27 protein-coding genes are annotated in these 26,125 nt (G+C 62.6%); 15 read left to right on the forward strand and 12 right to left on the reverse strand.

Annotated features, from left to right (window positions below; translation table 11 throughout):
- The first annotated feature begins 108 nt into the window (after nt 1-108).
- The 5 genes from WIF35_RS17355 to WIF35_RS17375 all read left to right on the forward strand — a co-directional run bounded on the left by WIF35_RS17355 (nt 109) and on the right by WIF35_RS17375 (nt 6,054).
- Nucleotides 109-1,494: a TolC family protein gene (locus tag WIF35_RS17355; RefSeq protein WP_412479462.1), complete on the forward strand. Its 1,386-nt coding sequence runs from the start codon at nt 109-111 to the stop codon at nt 1,492-1,494.
- Nucleotides 1,491-2,693 carry an efflux RND transporter periplasmic adaptor subunit gene (locus WIF35_RS17360; RefSeq protein ID WP_412479463.1) on the forward strand — a complete coding sequence of 401 codons (1,203 nt, stop codon included), beginning with the start codon at nt 1,491-1,493 and terminating at the stop codon, nt 2,691-2,693. Before WIF35_RS17355 ends, WIF35_RS17360 begins: the two co-directional genes overlap by 4 nt.
- Nucleotides 2,693-3,391 carry an ABC transporter ATP-binding protein gene (locus tag WIF35_RS17365; protein ID WP_412479464.1) on the forward strand — a complete coding sequence of 233 codons (699 nt, stop codon included), beginning with the start codon at nt 2,693-2,695 and terminating at the stop codon, nt 3,389-3,391. The genes WIF35_RS17360 and WIF35_RS17365 overlap by 1 nt, the downstream gene beginning before the upstream one ends.
- An 85-nt stretch (nt 3,392-3,476) precedes the next feature.
- Nucleotides 3,477-4,697, forward strand: coding sequence for an ABC transporter permease (locus WIF35_RS17370; protein ID WP_412479465.1), 1,221 nt, complete (start codon nt 3,477-3,479; stop codon nt 4,695-4,697).
- 130 nt (nt 4,698-4,827) lie between these two features.
- Nucleotides 4,828-6,054, forward strand: coding sequence for an FAD/NAD(P)-binding oxidoreductase (locus WIF35_RS17375; RefSeq protein ID WP_412479466.1), 1,227 nt, complete (start codon nt 4,828-4,830; stop codon nt 6,052-6,054).
- 83 nt (nt 6,055-6,137) lie between these two features.
- Here WIF35_RS17375 and WIF35_RS17380 read toward each other — a convergent pair whose 3' ends face one another.
- The 4 genes from WIF35_RS17380 to WIF35_RS17395 form a co-directional block, all read right to left on the reverse strand.
- Entirely contained in the window at nt 6,138-6,329 is a 192-nt protein-coding gene (locus WIF35_RS17380) for a hypothetical protein (protein WP_412479467.1), read from the reverse strand.
- Nucleotides 6,330-6,448: 119 nt separating this feature from the next.
- Nucleotides 6,449-6,760 carry a c-type cytochrome gene (locus WIF35_RS17385; protein WP_412479468.1) on the reverse strand — a complete coding sequence of 104 codons (312 nt, stop codon included), beginning with the start codon at nt 6,758-6,760 and terminating at the stop codon, nt 6,449-6,451.
- Nucleotides 6,761-6,910: 150 nt separating this feature from the next.
- Nucleotides 6,911-8,392: a helix-turn-helix domain-containing protein gene (locus WIF35_RS17390; RefSeq protein WP_412479469.1), complete on the reverse strand. Its 1,482-nt coding sequence runs from the start codon at nt 8,390-8,392 to the stop codon at nt 6,911-6,913.
- A 98-nt stretch (nt 8,393-8,490) separates the two neighbouring features.
- A complete protein-coding gene (locus tag WIF35_RS17395) occupies nt 8,491-10,173 on the reverse strand; it encodes a cytochrome D1 domain-containing protein (protein ID WP_412481268.1) in 1,683 nt (560 codons plus the stop codon).
- Nucleotides 10,174-10,630: 457 nt separating this feature from the next.
- Here WIF35_RS17395 and WIF35_RS17400 point away from each other — a divergent pair, with 457 nt between their 5' ends.
- The gene (locus WIF35_RS17400) at nt 10,631-11,176 is read left to right on the forward strand and encodes a hypothetical protein (RefSeq protein ID WP_412479470.1); all 546 of its coding nucleotides are present in this window, start codon (nt 10,631-10,633) and stop codon (nt 11,174-11,176) included.
- A 142-nt stretch (nt 11,177-11,318) separates the two neighbouring features.
- Here the strand turns inward: WIF35_RS17400 and WIF35_RS17405 are convergent, their stop codons facing one another.
- Nucleotides 11,319-12,128: a hypothetical protein gene (locus WIF35_RS17405; RefSeq protein ID WP_412479471.1), complete on the reverse strand. Its 810-nt coding sequence runs from the start codon at nt 12,126-12,128 to the stop codon at nt 11,319-11,321.
- 280 nt (nt 12,129-12,408) lie between these two features.
- Here WIF35_RS17405 and WIF35_RS17410 point away from each other — a divergent pair, with 280 nt between their 5' ends.
- Both WIF35_RS17410 and WIF35_RS17415 read left to right on the forward strand, forming a co-directional pair.
- Nucleotides 12,409-12,735, forward strand: coding sequence for a hypothetical protein (locus tag WIF35_RS17410; protein WP_412479472.1), 327 nt, complete (start codon nt 12,409-12,411; stop codon nt 12,733-12,735).
- A gap of 100 nt (nt 12,736-12,835) precedes the next feature.
- Nucleotides 12,836-13,774, forward strand: a complete 939-nt coding sequence (locus tag WIF35_RS17415; RefSeq protein ID WP_412479473.1) for a CysB family HTH-type transcriptional regulator — start codon at nt 12,836-12,838, stop codon at nt 13,772-13,774.
- Nucleotides 13,775-13,934: 160 nt separating this feature from the next.
- Here WIF35_RS17415 and WIF35_RS17420 read toward each other — a convergent pair whose 3' ends face one another.
- Nucleotides 13,935-14,858 carry a ParB/RepB/Spo0J family partition protein gene (locus tag WIF35_RS17420; RefSeq protein WP_412479474.1) on the reverse strand — a complete coding sequence of 308 codons (924 nt, stop codon included), beginning with the start codon at nt 14,856-14,858 and terminating at the stop codon, nt 13,935-13,937.
- Nucleotides 14,859-15,148: 290 nt separating this feature from the next.
- Between WIF35_RS17420 and WIF35_RS17425 the strand changes: the two genes are divergently transcribed.
- The 7 genes from WIF35_RS17425 (at nt 15,149) to WIF35_RS17455 (ending at nt 21,075) form a co-directional block, all read left to right on the forward strand.
- Nucleotides 15,149-15,556 (forward strand): DUF1924 domain-containing protein, encoded by a 408-nt coding sequence (locus tag WIF35_RS17425; protein ID WP_412479475.1) that lies wholly within the window; start codon nt 15,149-15,151, stop codon nt 15,554-15,556.
- A gap of 11 nt (nt 15,557-15,567) precedes the next feature.
- Complete coding sequence (locus WIF35_RS17430) at nt 15,568-16,062, forward strand: diheme cytochrome c (RefSeq protein ID WP_412479476.1); 495 nt, start codon at nt 15,568-15,570, stop codon at nt 16,060-16,062.
- A 12-nt stretch (nt 16,063-16,074) separates the two neighbouring features.
- Entirely contained in the window at nt 16,075-16,779 is a 705-nt protein-coding gene (locus WIF35_RS17435) for a cytochrome b/b6 domain-containing protein (protein WP_412479477.1), read from the forward strand.
- 11 nt (nt 16,780-16,790) lie between these two features.
- Complete coding sequence (locus WIF35_RS17440; protein ID WP_412479478.1) at nt 16,791-17,459, forward strand: response regulator; 669 nt, start codon at nt 16,791-16,793, stop codon at nt 17,457-17,459.
- Nucleotides 17,460-17,466: 7 nt separating this feature from the next.
- Nucleotides 17,467-18,843: an ATP-binding protein gene (locus WIF35_RS17445; protein ID WP_412479479.1), complete on the forward strand. Its 1,377-nt coding sequence runs from the start codon at nt 17,467-17,469 to the stop codon at nt 18,841-18,843.
- Nucleotides 18,844-18,916: 73 nt separating this feature from the next.
- A complete protein-coding gene (locus tag WIF35_RS17450) occupies nt 18,917-20,167 on the forward strand; it encodes an HD-GYP domain-containing protein (protein ID WP_412479480.1) in 1,251 nt (416 codons plus the stop codon).
- On the forward strand, nt 20,167-21,075 hold the full coding sequence (locus tag WIF35_RS17455; protein WP_412479481.1) for a cation diffusion facilitator family transporter: 909 nt from the start codon (nt 20,167-20,169) through the stop codon (nt 21,073-21,075). The genes WIF35_RS17450 and WIF35_RS17455 overlap by 1 nt, the downstream gene beginning before the upstream one ends.
- Before the next feature lie 133 nt (nt 21,076-21,208).
- Here the strand turns inward: WIF35_RS17455 and WIF35_RS17460 are convergent, their stop codons facing one another.
- The 6 genes from WIF35_RS17460 to WIF35_RS17485 all read right to left on the reverse strand — a co-directional run bounded on the left by WIF35_RS17460 (nt 21,209) and on the right by WIF35_RS17485 (nt 25,798).
- Nucleotides 21,209-22,024: a ferredoxin--NADP reductase gene (locus WIF35_RS17460; protein WP_412479482.1), complete on the reverse strand. Its 816-nt coding sequence runs from the start codon at nt 22,022-22,024 to the stop codon at nt 21,209-21,211.
- A 218-nt stretch (nt 22,025-22,242) separates the two neighbouring features.
- Nucleotides 22,243-22,479 (reverse strand): thioredoxin family protein, encoded by a 237-nt coding sequence (locus WIF35_RS17465; RefSeq protein ID WP_412479483.1) that lies wholly within the window; start codon nt 22,477-22,479, stop codon nt 22,243-22,245.
- A gap of 13 nt (nt 22,480-22,492) precedes the next feature.
- The gene (locus WIF35_RS17470) at nt 22,493-23,923 is read right to left on the reverse strand and encodes a permease (protein WP_412479484.1); all 1,431 of its coding nucleotides are present in this window, start codon (nt 23,921-23,923) and stop codon (nt 22,493-22,495) included.
- Between the two features lie 28 nt (nt 23,924-23,951).
- Nucleotides 23,952-25,019, reverse strand: coding sequence for an ACR3 family arsenite efflux transporter (arsB, locus tag WIF35_RS17475; RefSeq protein WP_412479485.1), 1,068 nt, complete (start codon nt 25,017-25,019; stop codon nt 23,952-23,954).
- A 3-nt stretch (nt 25,020-25,022) separates the two neighbouring features.
- A complete protein-coding gene (locus tag WIF35_RS17480; RefSeq protein WP_412479486.1) occupies nt 25,023-25,433 on the reverse strand; it encodes an arsenate reductase ArsC in 411 nt (136 codons plus the stop codon).
- Complete coding sequence (locus WIF35_RS17485) at nt 25,430-25,798, reverse strand: ArsR/SmtB family transcription factor (RefSeq protein WP_412479487.1); 369 nt, start codon at nt 25,796-25,798, stop codon at nt 25,430-25,432. Before WIF35_RS17485 ends, WIF35_RS17480 begins: the two co-directional genes overlap by 4 nt.
- Between the last annotated feature and the right edge of the window lie 327 nt (nt 25,799-26,125).

A 26,125-nucleotide genomic window follows, 5' to 3' on the forward strand; every position in this document is an offset into this window, starting at 1 on the left:
AAGAGTCTCGTTGCGGTGCTGGGAGGCGTAGCGGGGTCGCTTGGCGGCCTTAACTTTTGATACAACTTGTAACCGCCGAAAGGACGATGGGCGGCTAAACTAGCGCCCATGTTCTCCCGTCGCCCATTGTCATTGCTGCTTGCCGGCCTGCTCTTCGCCACGCCGGCCTTGCCTTTCGACCCGCTTGGTAGCGAGGCGATGACGCCGTTGAAACCGTCGCCGCGCCTGTCGGCCCGTGTCGGCGAAGCGCCGTGCACGACGCAGTTGCCTGACCCGTTGGCGGCCATCGATGCGGTCGATCTCGCGCTGTGCAACCATCCGCAAACCCGCGAGGTGTGGGCCGCAGCGCGGGCGCAGGCGGCGCTGGTCGGCGTGGCGCGCGGTGCTTGGTTGCCCAACCTGAATGGTACAGGCACGGCGACGCGCTACGTCTATGAAAACGATGCCTACAACAAGAGTACGGCGGCCTTGACGCTCTCGTGGCTGCTGCTCGATTTCGGCCAGCGCTCGGCCAATATCGAGAACGCGCAGCAACTGCTGGTGGCGGCTGCGGCGACGCAGGATGCGACGGTGCAGAGCCTTTTCCTGGTTGCGTTGCAGTCCTACTACAACGCCCAGGCCACGCGCTCGGCGGTGAGTGCGGCGCAGTCGGCCGAACGCTCCGCACAGGAAGCCTACAACGCGGCCCAGTTGCGCTACAGCGTTGGTGTCGCTACGCCAGCCGACCGCTTGCAGGCGCAAACGGCGCTGTCGCAGGCCACGCTGAACCGCATCAAGGCCGAGGGCGAATCGCGCAATGCGCTCGGCACGCTGGCCAATGCACTGGGGTTGAATGCCCAAACCCGCATTGCGCTGGCCCCGGCGCCGGCGCTGCCGACGGAAGTCAGCTTCCAGAAAGATGTCGATGCGCTGATCGCCGACGCCCAGGAGCGCCGGCCCGACCTGAAAGCTGCCGAGGCTCAGGTCAAGGCAGCCGAAGCCGGGGTCACCGTGGCACGAGGTCAGGGATTGCCCACCTTGTCGCTCGGTGCCGGTCCGACCTGGCAGGACACCGATGGCGTGATCGTGCGCGGTAATTCGGCGGGCCTGACGTTGAACGTGCCGATCTTCTCCGGCTTCGATACCACCTACCGCGTGCGTTCGGCGGCGGCCCAGGTCGATGTGAAAGCCGCCCAGCGCGACCGCATCCGCAACCAGGTCGCGCTGGATGTCTGGAAGGCCTACCAGAGTCTGACGACCGCCACGCAGAGTCTCAAAACCACGGCCGATCTGGTGGCCAGCGCCGAGGAATCGGAGCGCGTGGCGCTCGGTCGTTACAAGGCCGGCGTCGGTACGGTGCTCGATCTGCTGTCGGCGCAAAGTGCGCTGGCCAGCGCCCGCCTGCAACGAATTCAGGCGGAACTCGATTGGAACGTCTATCGCGCCACCCTGGCCCAATCCATGGGGGCGCTCGATTACACGCTGCTGCAAGGGGCGGCGGAAGGAAGACCATGAAATTCGGCAAGATCATTCTGGGCACGACGGTAGCCGCCGCGCTGATCGGCGGCGGGGCGTGGTATCTCAATCAGCGTGCGGCGCAGAACCCGGAAACCCGCTACAAGTTCGCGACTGCCGAGAAGGGCGACGTGACGCAGACCGTCTCGGCCAACGGCACGCTGACACCACTGGTGCTGGTCAACGTCGGTACGCAGGTGTCGGGTACGGTGAAGAAGCTCTACGTCGATTTCAACTCCAAGGTGCAGGCTGGGCAGAAGCTGCTCGAACTCGACCAGTCGCTGTTGCAGACCGTCGCCCGGCAGAGTGCGGCCAATGTGGTCAATGTGGCGGCTTCGGTCGATCTGGCCAAGGCCAACGAAGCACGCATGAAGGCGCTGCTCGAGAAGGAATACATCTCGCGCCAGGACTACGACCAGGCGGCACAGACCCTCAAATCGGCCCAGGCCCAGTTGGCCCAGGCCAAGGCGGCGGCTGACAAGGACCAGGTCAATCTGGGCTATTCAGTCATCACCTCGCCGGTGGCGGGCGTCGTCGTGGCGCGTCTGGTCGATATCGGCCAGACCGTGGCGGCCAGCTTCCAGACACCGACGCTGATCCAGATCGCGCAGGATCTGACCAAGATGGCCATCGACACCAGTTTCGCCGAGGCCGATATCGGCAATATCCGCGAGGGCATGAAGGTGCGCTTCACCGTCGATGCCTTCCCGAACCGCAGCTTTGGCGGCGTCGTGCAGCAGATTCGCCTGAACCCGACCAACCAGCAGAACGTCGTCACCTACAACGTGCGCATCAACGTCGATAACCCGGACCTGATCCTGCTGCCGGGCATGACGGCCTACGTCAGCATCGGCGTGCAGAAGCGCGAGGGCGCGCTGCTCGTGCCCAATGCCGCGCTGCGCTTCAAGCCGACCGACCCGGCCGAGAAGAAGGATGCCGACACGGCCAAGGGCGGGCCGGGCATGATGGGCCCACCGGGCGGCCAGCCGCCCAAGGGCAAGAAGCGCGATGGCCAGAGCGGCACGGTTTACGTGGTCGCCGGCGGCGAGTTGAAGCCGGTTTCCGTGCAACTCGGCATCACCGACAACCGCAACACCGAGATCGTCGGCGGCGAGTTGAAGGAAGGCGACCGCGTCGTCACTGGCGAGAACAGCAACGGCGACAAGAAGCCGTCGTCGGTTGGCATGCGGATGTTCTGATGACGGAGGCGGTCATCCGCGTTGCCGGGCTGGGCAAGTCCTACGAGACGGCAGCCGGCCTGTTTCCGGCGCTGAAGGGCGTCGACCTGGCCATCTACCCGGGCGAGTACATCGCCATCATGGGGCCGTCCGGCTCGGGCAAATCGACCTTCATGAACCTGCTCGGCTGCCTCGATACGCCGAGCAGCGGCGATTACTTCCTGGCCGGCGAGAACGTGGCGCGCATGGAGACCGACGCGCTGGCGCGCCTGCGCAACCGGACGCTGGGGTTCGTCTTCCAGGGCTTCAATCTGCTGCCGCGCATGAGCCTGCAGGACAACGTCGCCTTGCCGCTGGTCTATGCCGGTGTGGACAAGCACACGCGGCGGGAGAGGGCGCGCGAGCTGCTCGACAAGGTCGGCCTCGGTAAATACGCCGAGTCGCTGCCCAACCGCATTTCCGGTGGCCAGCAGCAGCGGGTGGCCATTGCCCGCGCCCTGGTCAACAAGCCGCGGCTGATCCTGGCCGACGAGCCGACCGGCAACCTCGACAGCCATACCAGCGAGGAAATCATGCGCCTGTTCGGCGAACTGAACGCCGAGGGCATCACTATCGTGCTGGTCACTCACGAGGCTGACATCGCCGCCCACTGCAAGCGTCAGGTGCGCTTCCGCGACGGGCAGCTGGTCAGCGATTTGCTGACGGAGGCGGCGGTATGAGGCTTTTTTGCACGCCAAAACTCCGCTGCTGCGGTGCACTGCCCAAAAAGGGCAAAAACCACGTGGGCAAAAACCGGGAGGCCGCATGCTGAAGGCCATGTTCGGCGAAGCCTGGGTGGCGATGGGCGCCAACCGCCTGCGCACCGCCTTGACCATGCTCGGCATGGTGATCGGCGTCGGCGCCGTGGTCATCATGATGGCCATCGGTCAGGGCGCGCAGTACGCCGTGCAGCAGACCATCAGCACCATGGGTTCCAACCTGTTCATTGTGCTTTCGGGTTCCTTCACCACGGCCGGCGTGCGCAGCGGCGCGGCTGGCGCACCGACGTTGAACGTGGCCGACGCCAATGCCATCGCCGAACTCGACGGCGTGGTCAATGTGGCGCCGACGCACCAGGGGACGCGCCAGCTGGTCTATGCTTCGCAGAACTGGAGTTCGCAGGTCATCGGCACCACGCCGGAGTACATCGAGGCGCGCGCCTGGAGCATCGTCAATGGCGCCGGCTTCGGCGATTCCGACGTGCGCTCGGCCACCCGCGTCGCGCTGATCGGCAAGACGGTGGCCGAAAACCTGTTCAATGGCGAAGACCCGGTCGGCAAGACCATGCGCATCCAGCAGAACCCCTTCCTGGTCATCGGTGTGCTCGGCAGCAAGGGGCAGAGCCTGGACGGGCGGGATCAGGACGACACCGTGATCATTCCGCTGAGCACCGCGCAGCGCAAGGTTTTCGGCACGCCCTTCCTGGGTTCGGTGCGCATGATCATGGTCCAGGCCGAGTCGGCCGAAGGCATGCCGCGCGTGATGGATAGCACCACGTCGCTGCTGCGCCAGCGCCACCGTCTGCGCGACGACATGCCGGACGATTTCTTCATGCGCAACCTGTCGGCCGCGGCCGATTCCGAGGCGCAGACGACGCGCACCATGTCCATCCTGCTCGGCGCCATCGCTTCGATATCGCTGCTGGTCGGCGGTATCGGCATCATGAACATCATGCTGGTTTCGGTCACCGAGCGCACCCGCGAAATCGGCATCCGCATGGCCATCGGCGCGCGGCAGAAAGACATCCTGACCCAGTTCCTGCTCGAAGCGGTGATGATCTCCTTCGCCGGCTGCCTGATCGGCCTGCTGCTCGGCCTCGGCATCGCGCTCGCCATCAACGTCTTTACCGGCATGGTCATCGTCATCTCGGGCAGCGCGGCCCTCGTTGCCTTTGTCGTGGCGGCAGGGGTCGGCATCTTCTTCGGATGGTACCCGGCACGCAAGGCGGCGCGGCTCGATCCGATCGAGGCACTGCGCTACCAGTGAGCGCGGGCTTTTCTTGAGCTAAACCATGTTGTTGGGCGGGCGAGGGCGTTATGCTCGGCGCTCGGTTTCAATCTGCTAGCCAATGATCTCAAGCCCTCTACGCCGCCGTCTCCTCCTTGCCGCTGGCTTGATGCCCCTGTTCCGACCTGCGTTGGCAGCGAGTGGGCGTGTGGTTGTCGTCGGCGGCGGCTGGGGCGGGCTGACGGTGGCGCGGCAGCTCCGCCTACTGGCACCGCAACTCGAGATTACCCTGCTCGATCGGGCGCCGGCCTTCATGTCCTTTGCCTTGAGCAACCGCTGGCTGGTCGAGCCGGGGGCGGCGACTTGGGCGCGGCACGACTACGCGCAACTCGCCGGACGTTTCGGCTATCGCTACGTGCAGGCCGAAGTGGAGAGCATCGATCCGGTGCGGCGCACCGTCGCCAGTAGTGCCGGCCAGTTCGGCTACGACTGGCTGGTGCTGGCCCCCGGTATCCGCGAAAACTGGTCGGCCTGGCAGGTCGACGACCCCAAGATCGTGGCTGAGTTGCAGGGCCGTTACAGCGGCGCCATGCTCAGCGCGGCCGACCTGCCTGCGCTCAAGCAGCGACTGGCGAACTTCAAGGGCGGCGACCTGCTGCTGACCATTCCGCCGGCACCGTACCGTTGCCCGCCTGCGCCCTACGAGCGGGCCATGTTCATCGCCTGGTGGCTGAAGAAGCAAAAGATTCCCGGCAAGCTGATCGTGGCCGACCCGAACCCGATGATGCCGGCCTTCCGCGACATCCTGCTCAGCCGCTTCAAGGATCAGGTGACCTACCTCGCGCACAGCAAAGTGCGCAGTATCGACCCGGCATGGAAAACGGTCAGTACCGACATCGACGACATCCGCTTCGACGACGCCTTGCTCTGCCCGCCACAGCAGGCGGCCGATCTGCTCTGGCGAGCCGGTCTGATCCGGCAGGAGGAGGGCGGCAAGGACAGTGGTTGGGCGGCGCAGGGGGCGAGCGATTTTCGTAGTGCTGCGGCGCCGGGTGTGTTCATCATCGGCGACGCCGCCGGCCTGGTTTCGCCGCAGTTTGGTTACTACCCGAAGACCGGCCAGGTCGCCAACCGCATGGGCCACGCCGTGGCCCGCCAGATCGCCGCCGAGGCCGGTGGCCAGGCGCTGGATAAGCTGTTGCCGGACAGTGTCTGCTACGTCACCAGCAGCGTCGAGCCGGAAGAAAGCGTGCGCATCGACACCAGTTACCGCGACCGTGGCGATGGTTTTCTGATCCAGGCCGTCAAGCAGACGCGCAATCCCAATCCGGCCGGCGAGGATGCCGCGTGGGCGGCGGCTATGTACCGCGAGTTCATTGCCGGTAGCGCCAGTTAATTTCCGCTGTGGTGGTGGGCCATCGGTTCGGTGTGGCGAGCCGGTTCAAGGTTTCGCTCGCCTTAGCCTGAAGCAAGTACCGTTCACTGACTGGAAGAAGAACTTCCCAGAATCTTCCATGCGTACATCAGGCTGTTCTCAGTGAATTCTTGCCGGGTTTCGACATCCATCCACCAGACCAACCTCCGGCTATCCGGACCGAGGTATTGCCATTCCCGTTGCTCCCCTGAGCACAGTTGAATCCGATACACATGGTTGATCAGCAATTCGGTCATGGTGGCTTGTGAATGAAATCTCGTTTGGGCGATGGCGCCAGGGGCCAGGTATCTTCGCAGTGATCAGGATAAAAAAAGACCGGCATCGAGCCGGCCAAAACCACTGGGAGAGTGGAGGTTTACTTCACGGACAGAATCCAGGTGACCAGTTTCTTGGCTTCTTCCGGGGTCACGTTGTTCGGCGGCATGGGAATTTCGCCCCAGACGCCCTTGCCACCGGTCTTCACCTTGGCGGCGAGTTTGTCGGCTGCGCCTGCATTGCCTTTGTACTTGGCGGCAACATCCTTGTAGGACGGTCCGACCAGCTTCTTGTCGAGGGCGTGGCAGGACATGCAGTTCTTGGCCTTGGCGAGCGCCTCGTCGGCCATCGCCTGCCCGGAGGCGGCGAAGCCGGCAACGACCAGGGCGGCAACATATACAGCTTTTTTCATCCGATTGATCCTCTTCGAGTTAATGCGAGGCCGTAATGTCTCGTTTGCAGTTTTTTGGGCTTTGATCGGAATCAAAAACCCGGAAAAGCTCGTAAATACGCGGTTTGCCGCGAGGTCTGGAATTGACGAGTATCAATTTCGCTTGTTCGCCTATTGCGACAGGCGCTCAAAGAGCTTGACCGTCGTGTCGACGCTGCGCAGCAAGCGTTCGCCTTCGGCCAGCACCAGACGGCTGTGTTTGACCTTGCCGGAGTAGGACAAATCGGGGCACAGCGAGCGAACGAAGCGTTGCCACTGCTGTGTCACCACTTCGAGTTGCGCTTCGATTTCCGGATGTCCGCGCCCGACCCTAGCCAGAACCTTCAGGTTGCTCTCGAACTCCTCGCAGCAGGGTGGCGAGAGACTGGCGACGGCGATATGCAGTTGGCCCCAGTCGCGGAACAGGAAGAACTTGCCGATACGCTGCGACAGCATGCGGTTGCGGCCGGCCGTATTGACGTAGTGAGCCTGGGGCAAGCCACTTGAATGCGAGGCTTCCGCCGTCAGTCCGTCGGCGAGTTCGAGGATTTTCTCGCTGAGATTGAAGATATGCTCGGCGTGTTCTGCATCTTCCCGGCAGAGGGCGTCCAGATACTCAGGCCAGACTGCCTTGAGGGCAGACAGGTGGGTCTTCAGGGCCGGTTCCAGAGCGAAACGCTCCAGCCGGTCGAGATTGCGGATGAACTCCTTTTCGTACTGCCGCATGTTGATCCGTGCCCGGGCCGGGCCGATTCCGGAGACCAGGCTGCCCCAGGCCAGCGCCAGCCGTTGCGACAGGACGCGCAGGCGACCGCACATATTGACCAGTGCGCCGGCCGTAGGCGGCTTGGCTGGGTCGGCACCGTCGCCTTTGCGCTTGCGCTGGAAGTTCAGGCGTTGTCTCTGCTGGCCGCCGGTGGTGTCGAGAACGGCGGCGTTCTGGATGTGGATGTAACGCCCGTCGACCACGATGACGCCCTGGTCGCTCAGTTCGCGCAGGTTGCGCGAGAGCGATTCCGGAGTCATGCCGATGCGGGCGGCGATGACCTTCTTGCTGGCCTTCAGCGTAACGGTCGTTTCGCCGGCCAGGCTGGAGCGATCGCCGGCCAGTTCGAGCAGATAGTCGAGCAGGCGCTGGGTGCCGGTCAGGCCATAGTGATAGACGGTAGCGTCGAATTCGGTGGCGCATTGATGGCGTGCCAGTGCCGTGATGATGCGGTGGCTCAGTTCGTGGCTGCTTTGCATCGCCTCGCGCAGCCGGCGCAGGTCGATGGCGACGAGCAGACTGAGCTTGATGCTCGTGCAACTCGACAGATAGTGGCTGGCCCCGAATAGTTCGCCGGGACTGAGCAATTGCTCTGTTTGCAACAGTTCGACCACGCGTAGGGCGCCGCCCGGCATCTGGGCCACGCGTTTGACGGTGCCGGAAAACAGGATGTAGGCCTCGCGAATGGGGGCGCCGGCGGCATACAGGCTTTCGTTGGCGGCGAGTTCGACCAGACGGCTGGCGCCGATCAGGCTGTCGAGCACGGCCGGCGGCAGACCGCCCAGCAGCTGGCTGCCGGACAGAAGCTCGCGTTGGGCACGCTGTGGGTCGTGGAAGCGGGCGTTCAATTCAGTCAATCCTTGCAAACTCGCGATGGGGGGATGCTAAGGAAAAGCGCCGAGGGGGATAACTCTTCTCAAGAACGAGTGATCCCCCTCCTTTCGGCTTAATAGACGTCGTGCTGCGTATTGAAGACGTTGAACTTGCCGGTCGGCGTCACCAGTCGCTTGTCACGGATGACGGCCTTCAGCTTGCGCGTCTTGTCGTCGACCACGACGATGGCCGATTCCTGATCCTTGCCGTTCCACACTGAGAACCAGACCTCGTCGCCCGCCTTGTTGTACTCCGGCTGGACGATACGCTTCGGACCTTCCTTGACGCCGGACCACTCGCCGATCGGGATCAGCTCATAGCCCTTGTCGAGATTGTTGACGTCATAGACGGCGACCGACTGGCTGATGTTCGCCTCCGGGTTCAGCGTGGTGTCCACCCACAGGTTCTTGGATTTCGGATGGGTCTTCAGGAACAGCGAACCGCCGCCCAGGCCCTTCAGGGTGCGGACGACCTTCCAGGCGTTGTCCGGGTGCTTCTTCGGATCGGTACCGATCAGCGAAATGGTTTCGTCGCCCAGGTGGCCGGTTGCCCAGACCGGGCCGAACTTTGGATCGACGAAGTTGGCGCCGCGGCCCGGGTGCGGTGTCTTGCCGACCTCGACCAGCTTCTCCAGCTTGCCTTCCTTGGTGTCGATGACCGCGATCTTGTTGGAGGCGTTGGCGGCATCCATGAAGTAGCGGTGCGACGACTCGAAACCGCCGTCATGCAGGAAAGGCGCGGCTTCGATCATCTTGATCCGGAGGTTCTTCAGGTCGCGGTAATCGACCGAATAGACCATGCCCGTTTCCTTCACGTTCAGGAAGAATTCCGGGTTGTAGTGCGAGGCGACGATGGCGGCGACGCGCGGCTCCGGGTGGTATTCCTGTGTGTCGACGGTCATGCCGCGGGTCGGCACGATCTTGCGCGGCTTCAGTGTGTCGCCGTCCATGATCACGGCCTGGGGCGGCCAGTAGGTGCCGGCAATGGCGTACTTGTCCTCGAAGCCCTTGGCCTTCGAGCTTTCGACCGAGCGGGCTTCCATGCCGACCTTGATTTCGGCGACGGTGTCCGGCTTTTCCATCCACAGGTCGATCAGGTTGATCTTGGCATCGCGGCCGATCACGAACAGATAGCGGCCGGAAGCCGACATGCGCGAGATATGCACCGCGTAGCCGGTCTTCAGTATGCTGACGATCTTCTTGGAATCGCCGTCGATCAGGGCGATTTCGCCAGCATCGCGTAGCGTGACCGAAAACAGGTTCTCCAGGTTGAGGTTGTTCATCTTCTTCTTCGGCCGCTTGTCGACCGGAACGATGACCTTCCACGAAGCTTCCATGTCCTTCAAGCCGTACTCCGGCGGCGCCGGCGGCGTCTGCTGGACGTAGCGGGCCATCAGGTCGACTTCGTCATCGGACAGCACGCCGGAGGTCCCCCAGTTTGGCATGCCGCCGGCCGAGCCGTACTTGATGAAGACCTTCAGGTAGTCCATGCCCTTGTCGAGGGTGATGTCCGGGGTCAGCGGCTTGCCGGTGGCCCCCTTGCGCAGCACGCCGTGGCAGCCGGCACAGCGCTCGAAGTAGATGCGCTTGGCCTTTTCGAACTCGGCCTCAGTCATCTTCGGCGCTTTCGGGTTGATGTCCTGGTGCATCGGCACGCCCGCCAGCGGCGAGCCGCCACCGGCCTGATAATCGCGCATGGTGCCGCTGCCATGCTCGGCCGGCGTTTCGGCATAAGCCGAGCCGAGCAGCAAGGCCATCAGCGGCAGGGCAAACAGACTGCCTCTTTTGAATTTTTTCGAAATCATGACTCCCTTAACCCTCTCTCAAAAATGAACAAGGAAGCGCACTGTCGCAAGCGTGAAATTCGCTTCTTTGACCGAAATCAAGGGGGCAGGAGAGGGCCTGTTTACGTGGATTTCGCGGCTGGCAGCTATTGATAAGCATCAAGCCCAACGGCTGTTGCGCAGCGGAAACCTGCTGGCGATAGCGAAAACTGGCTGCCCGGCAAGCCATGGTTGCTTCGACGAAATTCAGTCATTGCTGCGGCAACAAATGCGACCGCCGCAGGGCAGGGGGCAAATCTCAGTATACTTTCGGCCTTCAGAGTCATTTCCGGACTGGCCCCTGCGGCAGTCGTTCCCTTTCTGCCGTGAGATATCCGCTGCCCATGTTCGCGCTTCGTCTTTACTCCATGCTTTGCCCGGCGGGGCGCCCATGAGCGGCCTGGAGCCCAAGCTGCAGGCCGCGCTCGAAGCGGCTGCGGCGTCCTATCAGGATGCGCAGGTGATTCCTCATTGCACCGCTTGTTCGAGCCCGTGTTGCCGGCTCGATAAGCTGGTGCTCGAACTCGAATGGAAGCAGGTGAAGGTGCTGTGGAACATCGAGGAGGCGCGCGCCACCTTCGACAAGCGATTGGCCGGCGGCAAGGGGCCGACCGAGATTCGCGCCGGGAACGGGCTCTATTACATCCACAGCAAGCCTTGTCCGGCCTACGATCAGGCGGGCGGCACCTGCCGGGTCTATGGGCAGCCGACCAAGCCGGCGGGGTGCTCGGACTTTCCGGTGTATGTCGATGGCGACTGCGTCATGGCTGACCTGCGCTGCGAGGCGGTGGATCTCGATGCGTTGACGGCCCGCATCGCCGAAGCGGCCGGACCGGAGTTTCGCATCGTGCAGTCCGCCGACCGGGATTTTCCTTTCCTGGTGTCGCTGCTCATCAAGCGCCAGGGCGGCAAGGCAAAAGCGGGAAAGCGGCGCTGAATCCGCCGCAAAGGTCATACCGGCGTCGGCGTATGTGACCGCCGGCCGACTGCTGCGGTGCACTGCCCGTTTTGGGCAAAAACCATGATGGGCGAGCTACGCCCCGGCGGCGACCACGGAGGCCGCCGGCCATGTCGAAGGCTCAGCTGGCCTTCTGCGCTTCCTTCAGCTTGTCGGCCTCGGCCGTCTTCCACTTCTTCCAGTTCTGGCGGAACTTGGTCAGGCCAACGCCAGACAGGTAGTTAGTGGTCACTTGCTGCTTGGCGACGCGCGGATCGATGACTACTTCGTCGCCGGCCTCGAAAACAGCGAGGATCGCGCTCTTCGGCACGACCGCATGCAGTACGCCGGGAATCTCGCTGGCTTCCTGCACATTGCGCGCGCTGCAGCGCTTGGCTTCCTCGGCATTGGTCGTCCAGGAGAGGCCGTTCTCGGCCTGTTTGCTGCCGGTGGAAATGCCGCGGTAAATATCCAGATGCTCCGGCAGCTCGCCGAAATAGGCTTCCCAGCCCTCGCGGCTCAGGCCAACGCGCAGCAGCGTTTCCTTGTCGGCGGCTTCGAACATGCGGACGATCAGCTCCTCGCTGAGCGCCACGTGGTCGAGCATGCCGCGCTCGCCGCCATGCCAGACGAAAGCCAGCGCCGCGCCCCAGGCGCCGGCCGACAGCTGGCCGGCCTTGAACAGGTCCCAGCAATACATGGCGTACTGGAAGATGGCGGTCGGTTCCTTGTCGCCGAAGGTTTCCTCGATCTGCGAGGCGATCGAGGCGGCGATCAGCGGGTTATCGACCTTCATGGCCGGCAGGGCCGCTTCGATGAACTCATGCAGGTTGCCGTAGCGCTCGGTATGGGCCTTCAGGTAATCCAGCCACTTTGCCGAGTCGATTTTCTCGGTTTCCTTGCCAATCCGTCCGTCGTGTTCGAGGACGGTGTATTTGTAGGTATAGATCATCGTGATTCTGCTGGGGGATGGCGCGAAGGGGTGAATCGTAACTTGAAATCGCACTGCCATTTCGCATCGATGGCGACTGCTGCGGTGCACTGCCCTTTTGGGCAAAAAATCGGGGCGTTGGAATATCCAAGGAAAAAATCCGTATTTAGCTCAGGTGCCGCATTGCACTAGGCTGAAACGCATTCGCCATCCTTCATCTTCTCGCCATGAATCCAGTACATCAAGCCTTTGCAACCAGCCTGGCGATGGCCGCTTAGCAGGGAAAATGGTCGTGTCAGCCATGGATCGCGTTTACCGCTCGTTGCCGACGACACAACGCAACGCCCTGTGCCGACATTTCGAGCGGGCCGACTTTACGCCGGAGGAGGTGGCGGCGCTTGGTCGACGGCGGTTGGCCAGGCTGGAGGGGATAGGAAACAAGGGCTTGAGCGTTATCGAGGTCTGGCTAGCGGGACAAGGTGTGGTTTTGGCCGAGCCGGTCGAGAATCCCAGCACGTTAAGGCGACGCATGGAAAGCCGGCTGGCCCGCGCAGCAAGCCTGTTACGGGCGCATGGCTACGAGGTCGAGCCTGGCCAAATGATCGGTGTTATGCAAAAAACTGATTAGCATTTTTCAAAACGGTATTTCACGGAATAAGGGTGTCTCCCTAGACTCGCAGCTTATGGAGGCCGCACTTGTCGGCCGCAACAGCATTCAGGAGCCCAGCGTGAATTTCCAACAACTGCGGATCGTCCGCGAAACCATCCGGCAGGATTTCAACCTGACCGAGGTCGCCAATGCGCTCTACACCTCGCAACCCGGCGTCAGCAAGCACATCAAGGATCTGGAGGATGAGCTCGGCATCGAGATCTTCATCCGCCGCGGCAAGCGTCTGCTCGGCCTGACCGAGCCGGGCAAGGAACTGGCCGGGGTGGTCGAGCAGATTCTGCTCGATTCGCAGAACCTGCGCCGTATCGCCGACCAGTTCGCCAGCCGCGAGACCGGCCACTTCGTCGTGGCGACCACGCACACGCAGGCGCGCTATGCGCTGCCCAAGATCATCAAGTGGTTCAAGCTGGATTACCCCAAGGTCCATCTCGCCCTGCACCAGGGCAGTCCGGAGGAAATCGCCGACATGCTGGTGTCCGGCGCGGCCGACGTCGGCATCGCCACCGAGCGCCTGGACAACGTGCCGGAACTGGCCGCCTTCCCGTTCTATTCCTGGCACCACGCGCTGATCGTGCCGGACGGCCACCCGCTGCTGGCGGTGGAGAACCCGACGCTGGAGAAGATCGCCGAATACCCGATCATCACCTACCACGAGGGCTACACCGGGCGCAGTCACATCGACCAGGCCTTCGCCGACGCCGGTGTCGTGCCCGACATCGTGCTCTCGGCCATCGACGCCGACGTGATCAAGACCTATGTCGAACTGGAACTGGGCGTCGGCATCGTCGCCTCGATGGCCTACAACCCGGAAAAGGATCGCGGCCTCAAGCTGCTCGAATCCTCACACCTCTTCCCGGCCAGCACCACCTGGCTGGCCGTCCGCCGCGGCACCTACCTGCGCAGCTACGCCCACGCCTTCATCGAAAAGGTCTGCCCGGACGTGGGCGAGGAAGAAATCCGCGCGGCGATCCAGAAGAACGTGCCGGCGGAGGGATAAAGGGCACTGCTGCGGTGCACGGGGCATTTTGGGCAAAAATGGCGGGCAGGCGGCCAACGCCCATGCCAAGCCCGGAGTGCTTGGTGCAACCGGGCAAGGCCACCGCATTGGGCTGTTGATGGCTCGCCGAATCGTCAGGGGGCACCTAGCCCCCTGAGGTTCAAGCCTTGCCCTTGGCGGCCAGGAATTCGTCGATCAGCTTGGCCAGCAAGGCCTCTTCGTCATCCTCGCTAAGGCCCAGCAGGTCGGCGACCAGCTTCACCTTGCTCGGGTTGATGCGCGAGGCAGCTGCAGCCGGGGAGGGCGCGGGCGCACTCTGGCTGATTGACACTGCAGACGGTGCTGGCTCGATGGCTGCTGGCTCAGCGGCAATCTCCTCTTCGGGCATCGCCGCTACCGGTTCGCTGGCTGCGGCCGGTGCTTCGGCCTTGCGCTTGATCTGCCCCTCTTCGTCCGACACCGCGTGATCGACGTCTTTCTTCGAGACCTTCTCGCCCTCGGGCAGTTGGGCGATCTGATCGATGATCGCCTCGGCCTTGGCCTCGTCTTTCCTGGCGATCTTTTCCAGCTGCACGGCGGCGCTGGTGCTGGTGATCTTGCCGGCCTCGAGCAGGGCCGTGACCTTCTCAGAGAGATTGGCGGCGGCGGTGGCCTGGCTCAGCCAGGTTGGTGAACGACCGAAGTATTGGGCGGCTTCCTCCGGGCTGGCAAAGCGCTCGGCAAGCGCCTGGATGGCATTGGCCATGTCGCGCGGCTCCAGCGCCGAACGCACGCCGAGGCCGATGTTTTCGAAAACGCGAATCTCCAGCGCCTCATCGTCGCTGACCGGGCGAACCAGCACCGGCACCTTACTTTCGCCGGCCTGCAGCGCGGCCAGACGCCGGCGTTCGCCGACGACCAGCGCATAGCGGCCGTTATCGGCCGGGCGAACGATCAGCGGGTGAATGACCCCCAGTTTCTGAATCGCGCTGACCAGCCCCTTCAAAGCCTCTTCGTTGATGTTTTGCCGAACGTGTTTGGGGTCTGGATCGATCAACGCCAAATCCATCATCACAAACTCCGAAGTGCCGTCTTTGAAAGCCATGTCCAAGCGCGCCGAAAAAAAGGGGGGCGAATATTCTCCTTTTTAGCCGGGGCAATCAATAGCGACGCTCAAATCCCATGCGCCCGAGCAGGTCGTCCTTGCCAGTTATGGTTGTTCGGCTCTCAGCCAACTGAAAACAGCGGAACAACCATGGCAGCCCCTCCATCCAGCGAGTGCGCTGACTACCGTGCCGATTTGCGGCAGGTCGGGCACTGGATGATTTGCGCTTAATTCAAGTTTAAGTTTCGCCATCTAGCCTCCCATCTAAGTCAAACCAGATGGAGAAGCACATGCGCTTCCGTTTATCTCTTTTAGTCGGTCTCGTCACTCTTGCCGCGGGCGCGGCCTACGCCGAAACCCCGGCGGATTTCCTGAATACCTACCAGGCCGAAGCGCGGCGTGTTGATCCCGGCTTTGCCGCATCGGCCCCGCGCGGCCAGCAGTTTTTCAAGCGAACGGGCAATCAGGATTGGAGTTGCTCCACCTGCCACACGGAAAACCCGCTCGCCATCGGCAAGCACGCCACGACCGGCAAGAGCATCGACCCCCTGGCGCCGGCCGCCAACGACAAGCGCTTCACGCGTCAGGACAAGGTTGAGAAATGGTTCAAGCGGAATTGCAACGACGTCCTCGGCCGGCAATGCACTCCGGCGGAAAAGAGCGATGTCATTGCCTACCTGATTTCGGTGAAACGATAAGGACACTCATCATGAAACTACGTACGTTTGCCTTGACTGCGGTCACGACGCTGCTGGTGCTGCATCTCGGCGCCACCCAGGCCGATGAACAGAAGCGCTACGCCTTGAACGCGACTTACAAGGAGGAGTGCGGCAGCTGCCATGTTCCCTATCCGCCGCAACTGCTTCCGGCCGACTCATGGCGCTCGCTGATGGGTGGGCTGGACAAGCATTTCGGCAGCAACGCGACGCTCGAAGCGCCGGTGGCCAAGGAAATCACCCAGTTCCTGGTGAGCAATTCCGGGCGCGGCGGGCAAAACCAGGCCACAGGCGCCAAGGGGCCGACGCTGCGCATTACCGAAACGGCCTGGTTCAAGCGCGAGCACCGAGACGGTCATGACGGCCTGTCGGCATCGGTCTGGCAGTCGGCGGCTGTGAAGTCTCCGGCCAATTGCGCGGCCTGCCACCGTGAGGCGGGCGAGGGCAACTACAGCGAGCGCGGGATTCACATTCCCCGTGCGAAATAAGGAAGGAAGATCATGAACCACGACACCACCGCCTCCCAAGGGCTGCCCTCCAGCTCGGTGAAGATTTGGGACATCCCGACCCGAATCTTCCATTGGCTGCTGGCCTTCTCGTTCACGGCGGCCTATCTCACTTCCGAGTCCGAACGTTACCGCGACTGGCACGTGATGTTCGGCTACACCGTGGCCGCCCTGATTGTCTTCCGGTTGATCTGGGGGATCGCCGGCACGCGCTATGCCCGGTTTTCTTCCTTCCTCTTCAGCCCATCCCGCGTGCTCGAGTATTTGCAGTCCTTGCTGACGCGCAGCCCGAAACACTACCTCGGCCATAACCCGGCCGGCGCCCTGGCGATCTTCCTCCTGCTGGGCCTGGCCTTGGTGACTGCGATCAGCGGCTTTGCCACCTATCAGGAGATCGGCGGGGAATGGCTGGAAGAACTCCACGAAGGCAGCGCTGCAACGATGCTGGCCGTGGTGGCGGTCCACGTCATGGGGGTCATGGTGAGCAGCCTGCTGCACCGTGAAAACCTGGTCCGCTCGATGTTTTCAGGGAATAAATCCGGCCCGGCCGATCAGGCAATACGCAAAACCCGTCCGCTGGTAGGCATAATTCTGCTGGTTGCCGTTCTGGGCTTCTGGAGTGCTGACCGGTTCGGCTGGTTGCCAGTGTCTTCCGGCGTCGCCGTGACGCAGCAGCATGATCGGCACGAACACGACTGAAGAAATAATCGATGCGACTATTGATTGTCGAAGATGACCGTCTGTTGGGAGATGCCATTCAGGCCGGCCTGACCCAGGCCGGCTTCGCGGTCGATTGGGTGTGCGACGGACTGGCCGCCGAAAACGCCCTGGCTGGCCAGGCGGCCAGCGACTATGCGGCGATGGTGCTCGATCTTGGCCTGCCCCGCCGTGACGGCCTGACGGTTCTGAAAGGGATACGGCAACGCGGTAACCGCTTGCCCGTCTTGATCCTGACGGCCCGCGACACGATCGAGGATCGCATTCTCGGCCTCGATAGCGGCGCCGACGACTACCTCCTGAAGCCCTTCGACATGGGGGAGTTGCTGGCCCGCCTGCGCGCCTTGATCCGGCGCGCCGAGGGCAAAGCGACGCCCAGGCTCGAAGTGTCGGGAATCGTGCTCGACCCGGCGGCCCATACGGTCAGCGTGGATGGAAGCCCGATCGATTTGACGGCCAAGGAGTTCGCGCTGCTCCATACCTTGATGCTGAATGCCGGGCGCGTGCTCTCGCGCCAGCAGCTCGAGCAGCATCTCTACAGTTGGAACGACGAAACCGGCAGCAATACCATCGAGGTGTATGTCCATCATCTGCGCCGGAAACTTGGCCGCGACCTCATTCGCAACATGCGCGGCATCGGCTATCTGATCGAGAAGGATTGAGCGCCGGATGCTGACCTCTTCCCTGAAAGCACGCCTTACCCTGGCCATCTGCGCCCTGATTGGCTTGCTGTGGTTGCTGGCGGCCGCGGCCACCTGGCTCGAGGCACGGCACGAAGCGGAAGAGTTGTTCGACGCGCATCTGATCCAGGCGGCTTCGCTGCTGATCGCTCAGACCAACGGCGAACTGGACGATGAGGACGACGACAGCTTCGAGGAAAGCCACGCCCCCGAATTGCATCGCTACGCCCGTCGCGTCGCCTTTCAGGTCTGGCTCGGCGACCGTTTGCGCCTGCACTCGGCCAACGCCCCCGATAGTCCATTGAGCGGCAAACGCGAGGGGCTATCCGACAGCGTGGTCGATGGGGAACGCTGGCGGGTGTTCTCCGCGTGGAACGAGCGGCGTCAGGTGCTCGTCCAAGTTGGCGAAAGGATCGGTGCGCGCGACCACATGGCGCGTACGGTCGCGGCCGGTCTGCTCAAGCCGCTGCTCATTGCGCTGCCCTTGGCGGCGTTGTTCATCTGGCTGGCGGTTCGCCATGGCGTGCGTCCGCTGGAGCGCATCGCCGCCGAAGTCGAACGGCGCTCGCCCGAACATCTGGCTGTACTGCCGACCAACGACCTGCCGACTGAAGTGCAGCCCCTGGTAGATAGGCTGAACGCCCTGTTTGGCCGCGTCGCCCGGAGTTTCGAGCAGGAGCGCCGCTTCACTGCAGATGCCGCCCATGAACTGCGCACGCCCTTGGCCGGATTGCGCGCTCAGGCCCAGGTTGCCCTGGGGGCGACGGAGGATGCGGCGCGTCGCCATGCGCTGAACGCCGTGTTGCAAGGCTGCGACCGCATGACCCATCTCGTCGAACAGCTGCTGTTGCTGGCCCGGGTCGATGCGGCCGGTTCGGGCGATTTTGTCGATCTGGATTTCGCCGAACTCGTGCGGGAGGTTGTCGGACAACTGGTGCCGCAGGCCATCAACAAGGAAATCGACATTGAATTGAAGGCCGATGCAGGGCTGTCGGTACGGGGCAATCCTGCCTGGCTGTCCATCCTGGTGCGCAATCTCGTGGATAACGCTATCCGCTACACGCCGATAAATGGCAGGGTCAGGGTCTTGATTGAGGCTGTTAACGCTGAAATAAGCTTGCTGGTGGAAGATGATGGCCCAGGGGTGGCCGAGGAGGAACTCGCCCATCTTGGCCAAAGATTCTGGCGTAGCCTGGAGTCTGGGCAAAACGCATCGGTTGCCGGGGGAAGTGGCCTGGGCTTGTCGATTGTCGGAAGAATTGCCGAACTGCACGGCGGGCAGGTCGACTATGCCGCCAACAAGAGCTCGGCGACTGGCAGCGGGATGAGGATTCAGGTCAGGCTCCCCAAGGATGGGGGAGCGTAAGAAAAAGAAATGCCGCGGCATTGATGATCGGTGATGGTCGGTCAAGGCAGCGGTAGGGTGTCAGGGGGCTCAATTGAATCAATTTAATCAGCGCGCAGCGCGGCGCATCGCCTTGGTCAGCTTGTTGCTGGCGGCCATTGCCACGCCCATCGCCTGGCTCATCAGCACCGAAAGCGCCGAAGACGAGGTCGTGTCGCTGGCCATGGAAGAATCGAAGCGCTTTCTTCGCCATTCGGATGCGCTCGAATTGACCGGGCCGGAGGCCGCGGCAAAAGCCGAGAAAGCGGCGGCTACTTTGTCTGGCGGGCTCTTCGATATCGCCGAACTCTATAACCACCGCGGGGAAAAACTGGCGGAGTCCCTGACCAACGTTGGCGAGGAGGTTGAGGGTCGCTTGCCCAAGCACAATAAGCCGGCCTATAGCGCCGCTTCGTACGAGAGCCTGCAGATCGGCGAACAGTGGGCGCTGCGGGTGTTCATTCCCTTGCGCAGTGCCGAAGCGGGGGCGATTACCGGCTACTTTGAAGGCGTGCGCATCGTCCCCGAGTGGCAGCGTCAGGAGATTCACTCGGCGGCGCTGAAAATGGCGCTGATTGCCTGTCTGGCAGCCGTTCTTTGTGGCGTCGCCATTTATCCGATTGTGGTCAAGCTGTCGGCCGAAAACACGCGCAAGACACTTGAGGTGCTCGACTCGCACATTTCGATGATGGAGGCACTGGGCCGGGCGATCGCCAAGCGCGATTCCGATACCGGTGCCCATAACTACCGGGTCGCCTGGATCGCTGCGCGCATCGGCGAGGAACTGGGGCTGGCGGGCAGTACCATGCAGGCGCTGATTGCCGGGAGTTTTCTGCACGACGTCGGGAAGATCGGCATTCCCGATGCCATCCTGCTCAAACCTGGTCGTCTCGACGACGAGGAGATGCGCATCATGCGCACCCACGTTAGCCAGGGCGAGGAGATCGTCAAAGGCATGGGCTGGCTGGATGGCGCCCATGAGGTGGTGGCCGGGCACCATGAGAAGTGGGATGGCAGCGGTTATCCCCGGCGCTTGGCCGGTGAGTCGATACCTCTGGCCGCCCGAATCTTTGCGCTGGCCGACGTCTTCGATGCGCTATCCTCGAAACGTCCCTACAAGGAACCGATGCCGTTCGAGCGCGTCATGGAGATTCTGCGGAACGATAGCGGGAGCCATTTTGACCCGAAGGTGATGGCCGTATTCGAGCAGATTGCCGACGAGGTGCGTGACGCCCTGCAAGATGCCTCGGAACCGAAGGCGCGCGCACTCCTTGAAGCCCAGATTCGCAAGCACTTCACAAACTGATGACTTCGACCAGCCTGAAACGTTACGCCTACATTTCGATTGCTGCGGCAATAGCCACCATCTTGTTGAAAGGCGTGGCCTGGCAACTGACGGGTTCCGTCGGCTTGCTGTCGGATGCCATCGAGTCTTTCGTCAATCTTGCCGGCGCCTTGATGGCCCTCTGGATGCTGGCGCTGGCGGAGCAACCGGCCGACGACGATCATCCTTACGGACACAGCAAGGCAGAGTATTTCTCCAGCGCTTTTGAAGGCTTCCTGATCGTGCTTGCGGCGCTGAGTATCGGGTACGCCGCCATCGGTCGCTTGCTGAACCCTCAACCGCTGGAGGCGGTCGGGCTGGGTCTGCTGGTGTCCGTCGCCGCCTCGGTGGTCAATCTGGTCGTTGCCAGAGTGCTGCTCAAGGCGGGGAAGGATCATCAGTCGATCACGCTTGAGGCGGATGCCCACCACTTGATGACCGATGTATGGACATCGGTCGGCGTCATCCTCGGCGTGGGGCTGGTCGCACTCACCGGGTGGATCTGGCTTGATCCGGTGATCGCCCTGCTGGTGGCCGGCAACATCGTGTGGACCGGGGCGCAACTCATGCGGCGCTCTGCCTCCGGACTGATGGACGAGGCGCTGCCGGCGAGCGAGTTAGGCAAGATCAAGGCTCTTCTTCAAGGCTATGCGCAACACCAGATCGCCTACCACGCCCTGCGTACCCGCCAGGCCGGGCGACGAACCTTCATCAGCCTGCACGTCCTTGTTCCGGGCCAGTGGTCTGTTCAGATTGCACACGATTGGGTGGAAAAGCTGGAGAAGGATTTGCGCGAAGTGGTGCCTGGCGCCCACATAACGGCGCATATCGAACCGATCGACGATCCCTGCTCGATGGACGATCAACTGCTGGATCGAGACGCTGACTGAACCGAAGCAATGTCGATGCGTCTGCAATAGCGTTTTGGGCAGCCGCTCAGCGCCTGGAGCACGAAAGTCCCAAGTTGGGTTTTGTCCGGTATTTGTTAGCCATGTTGGCCCTGACCTCATTCAAGAGGAAGGCTCACCAGTAATTCTCGCTAGCGAAATGTCCCGGTATCGCGCTGCGGTCTGAACGCAGCCCGCGAGCCACCAGGGCGTCGCGGACATCGTCGAGCATCGTTGGGTTGCCGCAAATGAGGATACGGCTGTCTTCCGGGGTGAAAGCGAGTCCTGCTGCGCGCTCGAGGCTTCCGTCGGCAATCAGGGTGGGCAGGCGTGCATGCAAGGTTCCTGGCACTGCCTCGCGTGTCACGATGGGCACGAAGCGCAAGGGCGGACGGTCGGGGCCGAGTAGTTCGTCGGTCGCCAGTGCGGCCAAGGCATCGCGGTAGGCGATTTCGCGGGCGTAACTGACGCTATAGGCGAGGATGCGCTCTTCGTAGCGCTGCCAGACATCCGGGTCGCGCAGGATGGAGAGGTAGGGGGCGACGCCGGTTCCGCTGGCCAGCAACCAGAGGTGGCGGCCGCCGGTGAAGCGCGCCGCTGTCAGATAGCCATAGGGCTGCTTCTCGACAAACAGCGTGTCACCGACATGGCTCGCCGCCAGCCGGCTGCTGAAAGCGCCGCCGGGCACCAGGATCGAGAAAAATTCGAGATAATCGTCGTAATCGGCGCTGACCATCGAGTAGGGGCGCCAGATGACACTGCCCGGCAGACCGCTGCCACTCGAAATGCCCAGACGCACCCATTGCCCCGGCGTGAAGCGGAAGCTTGGCGAACGCGAAACCTTGACCGAGAAAAGCTTCTCCGTCCATTGCCGGATCTCGAGAATGTGCTCGGCCGTCGCTTTTTCAAGCGGATCGGGGATTCGGCGGTTGAATTCGAGAGCAGGGCGCATTTGCCAGTTGGACCCGAGTTAAGGCCAGATGTTCTCGGGGGAGCCAATAGCACTGGCCATGCGGCGCCCTCAACGCGCCCAAACAGCTGCGTGGAAAATCACTAACAGGCAGCTGCGGTGCACTGGCCTTTCAGGCGAAAAAATGGAGCAGCGCACTCAATATGGGGCCCGCTCTCCCGTTGCCACCGGCAGCGGTTGAGGCGGGTGGGTCATCGTGCTCAGTGGCCCTTCAGCCAGCCCAGCAACTCGTCCTTGCTCGGAATACGACCGGAGACCTTGACCTCTTCATCGACCACCAGGGCCGGCGTCGTCATGATGGGGTAGGCCATGATCTTGTCCATTTCCTTCACATGCTCGAATTCGGCGGTCAGGCCAAGTTCGGCCACGGCCTCGCGGGTCAGTTGTTCCAGGCGATTGCACTTGGGGCAGCCACTACCCAAAATCTTGATCAGCATGATGTTCTCCCTTTCAGGCCTTGCGGCGGGTTTCAATCAAATGCAGGGTGCCGACGATCAGGGCGACAAAGCCGCCGATGATCGCCACCAGCATCCACAGCGACATGCCATTGACCCAGGCGCCGTAGCTGAGTCCGGACACGGTCGAGAATAGCGCAACCAGCCCCACGTAAGTCCAGGCGCGCAGCTTGCCGATGATGGCTGCCGTGATCAGGATGCTCTGCAAGGAGAGTTCCGGATCGGCCATCAGGTAGGCGATGAGCGGCCCCGGATGCATGCCGAGCGACAGGAACATTTTGGCGATCGGCACCTCGACGAGGGTCGGGAAATACATGAAGACCCCGAAGACGACGCCGGCCAGGTTGGCCAGCAGGGTGTTTTCGCCGGCCAGGCTGCGAATCCATTCGGGCTGGATGAAGACGCGGATGACGCCAACCAGGAAAACACCGACGACCAGCAGCGGGAAAATCTGCTTCACGAAACGCCAGGTTTCCCACAGCCATTGCTGCACGTCCCAGGCCTCGAAGCGCCGGGCCAGCGGCAGCAGGAGCAGGCAGAACAGCGTCACGGCCAGGGTGCGGCCGGTCACCGTCAGTGCGATGCCGCTATCGACCACCTTGAAGCCCAGGGCGGCGAAGGCCAGCGTCGCCACCGTCAAGCCGAGGGCGATGGGCGTGAAGCGGTTGAAGCCCTCATCCACCTTGCCCAGGCCGCGCCAGGCGAAGACGCCGATGCTCGCCAGCAGGCCGATCAGGATGGCTCCTTGCAGGCTCAAGCCCTCGGCGCCGATGGCTTCGTTGACCGGAACCCAGCGGTCGAGGGTTTGCTGGATGGCGCTGGCGCCCTGCCAGGGCAGTTCGGCGTCGAACAGCACGGTTTTCAGGAAATCGAGCTTGAGCGTGCCGGAGATCAGCAGCGCCACCAGCGCCCCGATGAAAAGCAGCGTCTTACCCGGAATGCCGCCGCCTTCGGCGAAAGTCTGGGCATCGGTCAGGCGGGCGACGTCCGTCTCGCGGAAAACGATGGCCATGATCATGCCAATGCCGATGCCGAAGGACAGTGAGAGCAGGATGCGGGCGATGGCGAACTCGGCTCCCAGCGCGACCCCGGTATAGGCCAGGGCCAGGATGTTCGCCGCTGGCGCGAAGAACAGGAAGGTGATGGCCGGGCCGAGGCCGGCGCCTTTCTTGTAGATGCCGGCAAACAGCGGCTGGATGGTGCAGGAGCACACGGCCAGCAGGCTGCCCGCGCCGGCCGCCGCCGTGTAGGACTTCCATTTCGGCGCATTCGGCCCGAGAAAGCGGATGATGGACTGCTGAGGCACCAGCGCCGACAGCGCCCCGGCAATGAAAAACGCCGGCACCAGACAGAGCAGCACATGGGCCGCCAGGTAAGAGGCCAGGCTATCGAGGCCTCCTTGCAACGCGGTGATCAGCCAGTTCATCTTGGGCTCCCTTTGCCTTGTGGCTTGACTACGCCGCCTCGTACCAGCCCTTGCTGGCATTGACCACGCGCACGACCAGCAGCATGACCGGCACTTCGATCAACACGCCGACTACGGTGGCCAGCGCCGCACCCGATTCGAAGCCGAACAGGCTGATGGCGGCGGCGACTGCCAGTTCGAAGAAGTTGGACGCGCCAATCAGGGCCGATGGGCAGGCCACGTTGTGCTTCTCGCCAACCGCCTTGTTCAGCCAGTAAGCCAGCGCCGAGTTGAAAAACACCTGGATCAGGATGGGCACGGCGAGCAGGGCAATGACCAGCGGTTGCTTCAGGATGGCCTCGCCCTGGAAGGCGAAGAGCAGCACCAGCGTCAGTAGCAGGGCCGAGATCGACCACGGGCCGATCTTTTCCATCGCCGCATCAAAAGCTGCCTGGCCCTTGGCCAGCAGCGCCTTGCGCCACCATTGGGCGAGCGCCACCGGGATCACGATGTAGAGCACCACCGAGGTCAGCAGCGTGTCCCACGGCACGGTGATCGCCGAAATGCCGAGCAGGAAGGCGACCAGCGGCGCAAAGGCGACAACCATGATGGTGTCGTTCAAGGCCACTTGCGACAGCGTGAACAGCGGGTCGCCGTTGGACAGACGGCTCCACACGAAGACCATTGCGGTGCATGGCGCGGCGGCCAGCAAAATCAGGCCGGCGATGTAGCTGTCGAGCTGCTCGGCCGGCAACAGCGGCGCAAACAGGTTGCGAATGAAGAGCCAGCCGAGAAGGGCCATCGAGAAGGGCTTGACCAGCCAATTGACGAAGAGCGTCACACCGATGCCGCGCACATGCTGCTTCACTTCAGCCAGCGCACCAAAATCCACCTTAACTAGCATCGGGATGATCATCACCCAGATCAACAGCCCGACCGGCAGATTCACCTGCGCCACTTCCATCCGGCCGATGGCCTGAAAGACGCCGGGCGCCAACTGGCCCAGCGCAATGCCGGTGACGATGCAGAGAAAAACCCAAACCGTCAGAAAGCGCTCGAAAACGCTCATCGGTGTGCCGCTGGCAGTCTTGGCGGTGATTTCACATTGCGCCGACATGGTTCAAGCCTCCAAACCCAGCGCGGCGCGCACCGCGGGCACCAAACGGGCGCGGATGTCGTCGCGCACGGCGATAAAGCTCTCCAGCGGTTCTCCGTGCGGGTCGTGGAACGGCAGATGGATGCGCGGCGTCGGCCGTGGGAAGACCGGGCAGGTCTCCTTGGCGTTGTCGCACACGCTAACCACGAGGTCGATGGGCGTGTCGAGCAGGGTGTCGATGTCCTTGGGGAACAGCCCCTCGGTCGGTAAGCCGATCAGGCGCAGTGCCTCGATGGCTCCATCGGCGACCTTGGGCTGAGGCTTGGTCCCGGCCGAAACGGCATGTACCAGGCCGGCCAGATCGTGGTTCAGGATCGCTTCGCCCATCTGCGAGCGACAGGAGTTTCCGGTGCACAGCACCAAGACGGTTTTCATTGGGGTGTTTCCTCGTTGGCGGGGAGTTTGGCGCGACGCTTCTTGGTGGTGTCGCAGCAGGTCGTTTTCGGCAGGCAGCTTTCGCCCTGGCAGCAATTGGCGGTCAGGAAAGCGATCAGTTCATCCATCGTCGCGTAATTGGCCGAGTAATGAATGAAGCGGCTCTCCCGCTCGCCACTGATCAGCCCGACGCGGGTCAGATGCGCCAGGTGGAACGAGAGCGTCGCCGGCGCCATGCCCAGCCGCTCGCCAATCGCACTCGCATATATCCCCTGCGGGCCAGCCTCGATCAGCATGCGGAAGATGGCAAGACGGGATTCATGCCCCAGGGCAGCAAGAAGTTCGGCAGCGTTTAAGGTTTCCATATTTCAAGTATTATCGAAATACGGAGAAAAGTCGAGGGGAAGTTTGGGGCCGGGATTGATGCTGTTCCGTGGGAAACGTGCCGGGTTCGTGAAAATCTGCAGAGGATGGCTGTCGCCTTGTCAGCCATCGCCGACGATAAGGCCTTTGCCCAAATTGGGCAGCAATGCGCCGGTCAACTGCCGCTAAAGAGCTGCGGGTCGGTAAACATTCGATGAATACGAGGACATTCCGTAGGTGGGATCCTTGGTGTTGGCCTCTATTGGTGCGCTACTTGCATTCCCGTCGGAAACAGCGTTCAAACGGGCGATTTCTGTCATGTTTCCTTC

This window comes from Azonexus sp. IMCC34839, from assembly GCF_047047955.1.
In the GTDB taxonomy this organism is placed as follows: domain Bacteria; phylum Pseudomonadota; class Gammaproteobacteria; order Burkholderiales; family Rhodocyclaceae; genus Azonexus.

Bases quoted from the DNA above. Each gene is read 5' to 3' on its own strand.
- WIF35_RS17380 (WP_412479467.1), bottom strand. From the start codon at position 6,329: ATGACCGAATTGCTGATCAACCATGTGTATCGGATTCAACTGTGCTCA.
- WIF35_RS17375 (WP_412479466.1), top strand. From the start codon at position 4,828: ATGCCCCTGTTCCGACCTGCGTTGGCAGCGAGTGGGCGTGTGGTTGTC.
- WIF35_RS17355 (WP_412479462.1), top strand. From the start codon at position 109: ATGTTCTCCCGTCGCCCATTGTCATTGCTGCTTGCCGGCCTGCTCTTC.
- WIF35_RS17430 (WP_412479476.1), top strand. From the start codon at position 15,568: ATGAAACTACGTACGTTTGCCTTGACTGCGGTCACGACGCTGCTGGTG.
- WIF35_RS17395 (WP_412481268.1), bottom strand. From the start codon at position 10,173: ATGGCCTTGCTGCTCGGCTCGGCTTATGCCGAAACGCCGGCCGAGCAT.
- WIF35_RS17370 (WP_412479465.1), top strand. From the start codon at position 3,477: ATGCTGAAGGCCATGTTCGGCGAAGCCTGGGTGGCGATGGGCGCCAAC.
- WIF35_RS17445 (WP_412479479.1), top strand. From the start codon at position 17,467: ATGCTGACCTCTTCCCTGAAAGCACGCCTTACCCTGGCCATCTGCGCC.
- WIF35_RS17400 (WP_412479470.1), top strand. From the start codon at position 10,631: ATGAGCGGCCTGGAGCCCAAGCTGCAGGCCGCGCTCGAAGCGGCTGCG.
- WIF35_RS17465 (WP_412479483.1), bottom strand. From the start codon at position 22,479: ATGCTGATCAAGATTTTGGGTAGTGGCTGCCCCAAGTGCAATCGCCTG.
- WIF35_RS17455 (WP_412479481.1), top strand. From the start codon at position 20,167: ATGACTTCGACCAGCCTGAAACGTTACGCCTACATTTCGATTGCTGCG.
- WIF35_RS17365 (WP_412479464.1), top strand. From the start codon at position 2,693: ATGACGGAGGCGGTCATCCGCGTTGCCGGGCTGGGCAAGTCCTACGAG.
- WIF35_RS17425 (WP_412479475.1), top strand. From the start codon at position 15,149: ATGCGCTTCCGTTTATCTCTTTTAGTCGGTCTCGTCACTCTTGCCGCG.
- WIF35_RS17385 (WP_412479468.1), bottom strand. From the start codon at position 6,760: ATGAAAAAAGCTGTATATGTTGCCGCCCTGGTCGTTGCCGGCTTCGCC.
- WIF35_RS17460 (WP_412479482.1), bottom strand. From the start codon at position 22,024: ATGCGCCCTGCTCTCGAATTCAACCGCCGAATCCCCGATCCGCTTGAA.
- WIF35_RS17410 (WP_412479472.1), top strand. From the start codon at position 12,409: ATGGATCGCGTTTACCGCTCGTTGCCGACGACACAACGCAACGCCCTG.
- WIF35_RS17435 (WP_412479477.1), top strand. From the start codon at position 16,075: ATGAACCACGACACCACCGCCTCCCAAGGGCTGCCCTCCAGCTCGGTG.
- WIF35_RS17360 (WP_412479463.1), top strand. From the start codon at position 1,491: ATGAAATTCGGCAAGATCATTCTGGGCACGACGGTAGCCGCCGCGCTG.
- arsB (WP_412479485.1), bottom strand. From the start codon at position 25,019: ATGTCGGCGCAATGTGAAATCACCGCCAAGACTGCCAGCGGCACACCG.
- WIF35_RS17440 (WP_412479478.1), top strand. From the start codon at position 16,791: ATGCGACTATTGATTGTCGAAGATGACCGTCTGTTGGGAGATGCCATT.
- WIF35_RS17405 (WP_412479471.1), bottom strand. From the start codon at position 12,128: ATGATCTATACCTACAAATACACCGTCCTCGAACACGACGGACGGATT.
- WIF35_RS17480 (WP_412479486.1), bottom strand. From the start codon at position 25,433: ATGAAAACCGTCTTGGTGCTGTGCACCGGAAACTCCTGTCGCTCGCAG.
- WIF35_RS17420 (WP_412479474.1), bottom strand. From the start codon at position 14,858: ATGGCTTTCAAAGACGGCACTTCGGAGTTTGTGATGATGGATTTGGCG.
- WIF35_RS17485 (WP_412479487.1), bottom strand. From the start codon at position 25,798: ATGGAAACCTTAAACGCTGCCGAACTTCTTGCTGCCCTGGGGCATGAA.
- WIF35_RS17470 (WP_412479484.1), bottom strand. From the start codon at position 23,923: ATGAACTGGCTGATCACCGCGTTGCAAGGAGGCCTCGATAGCCTGGCC.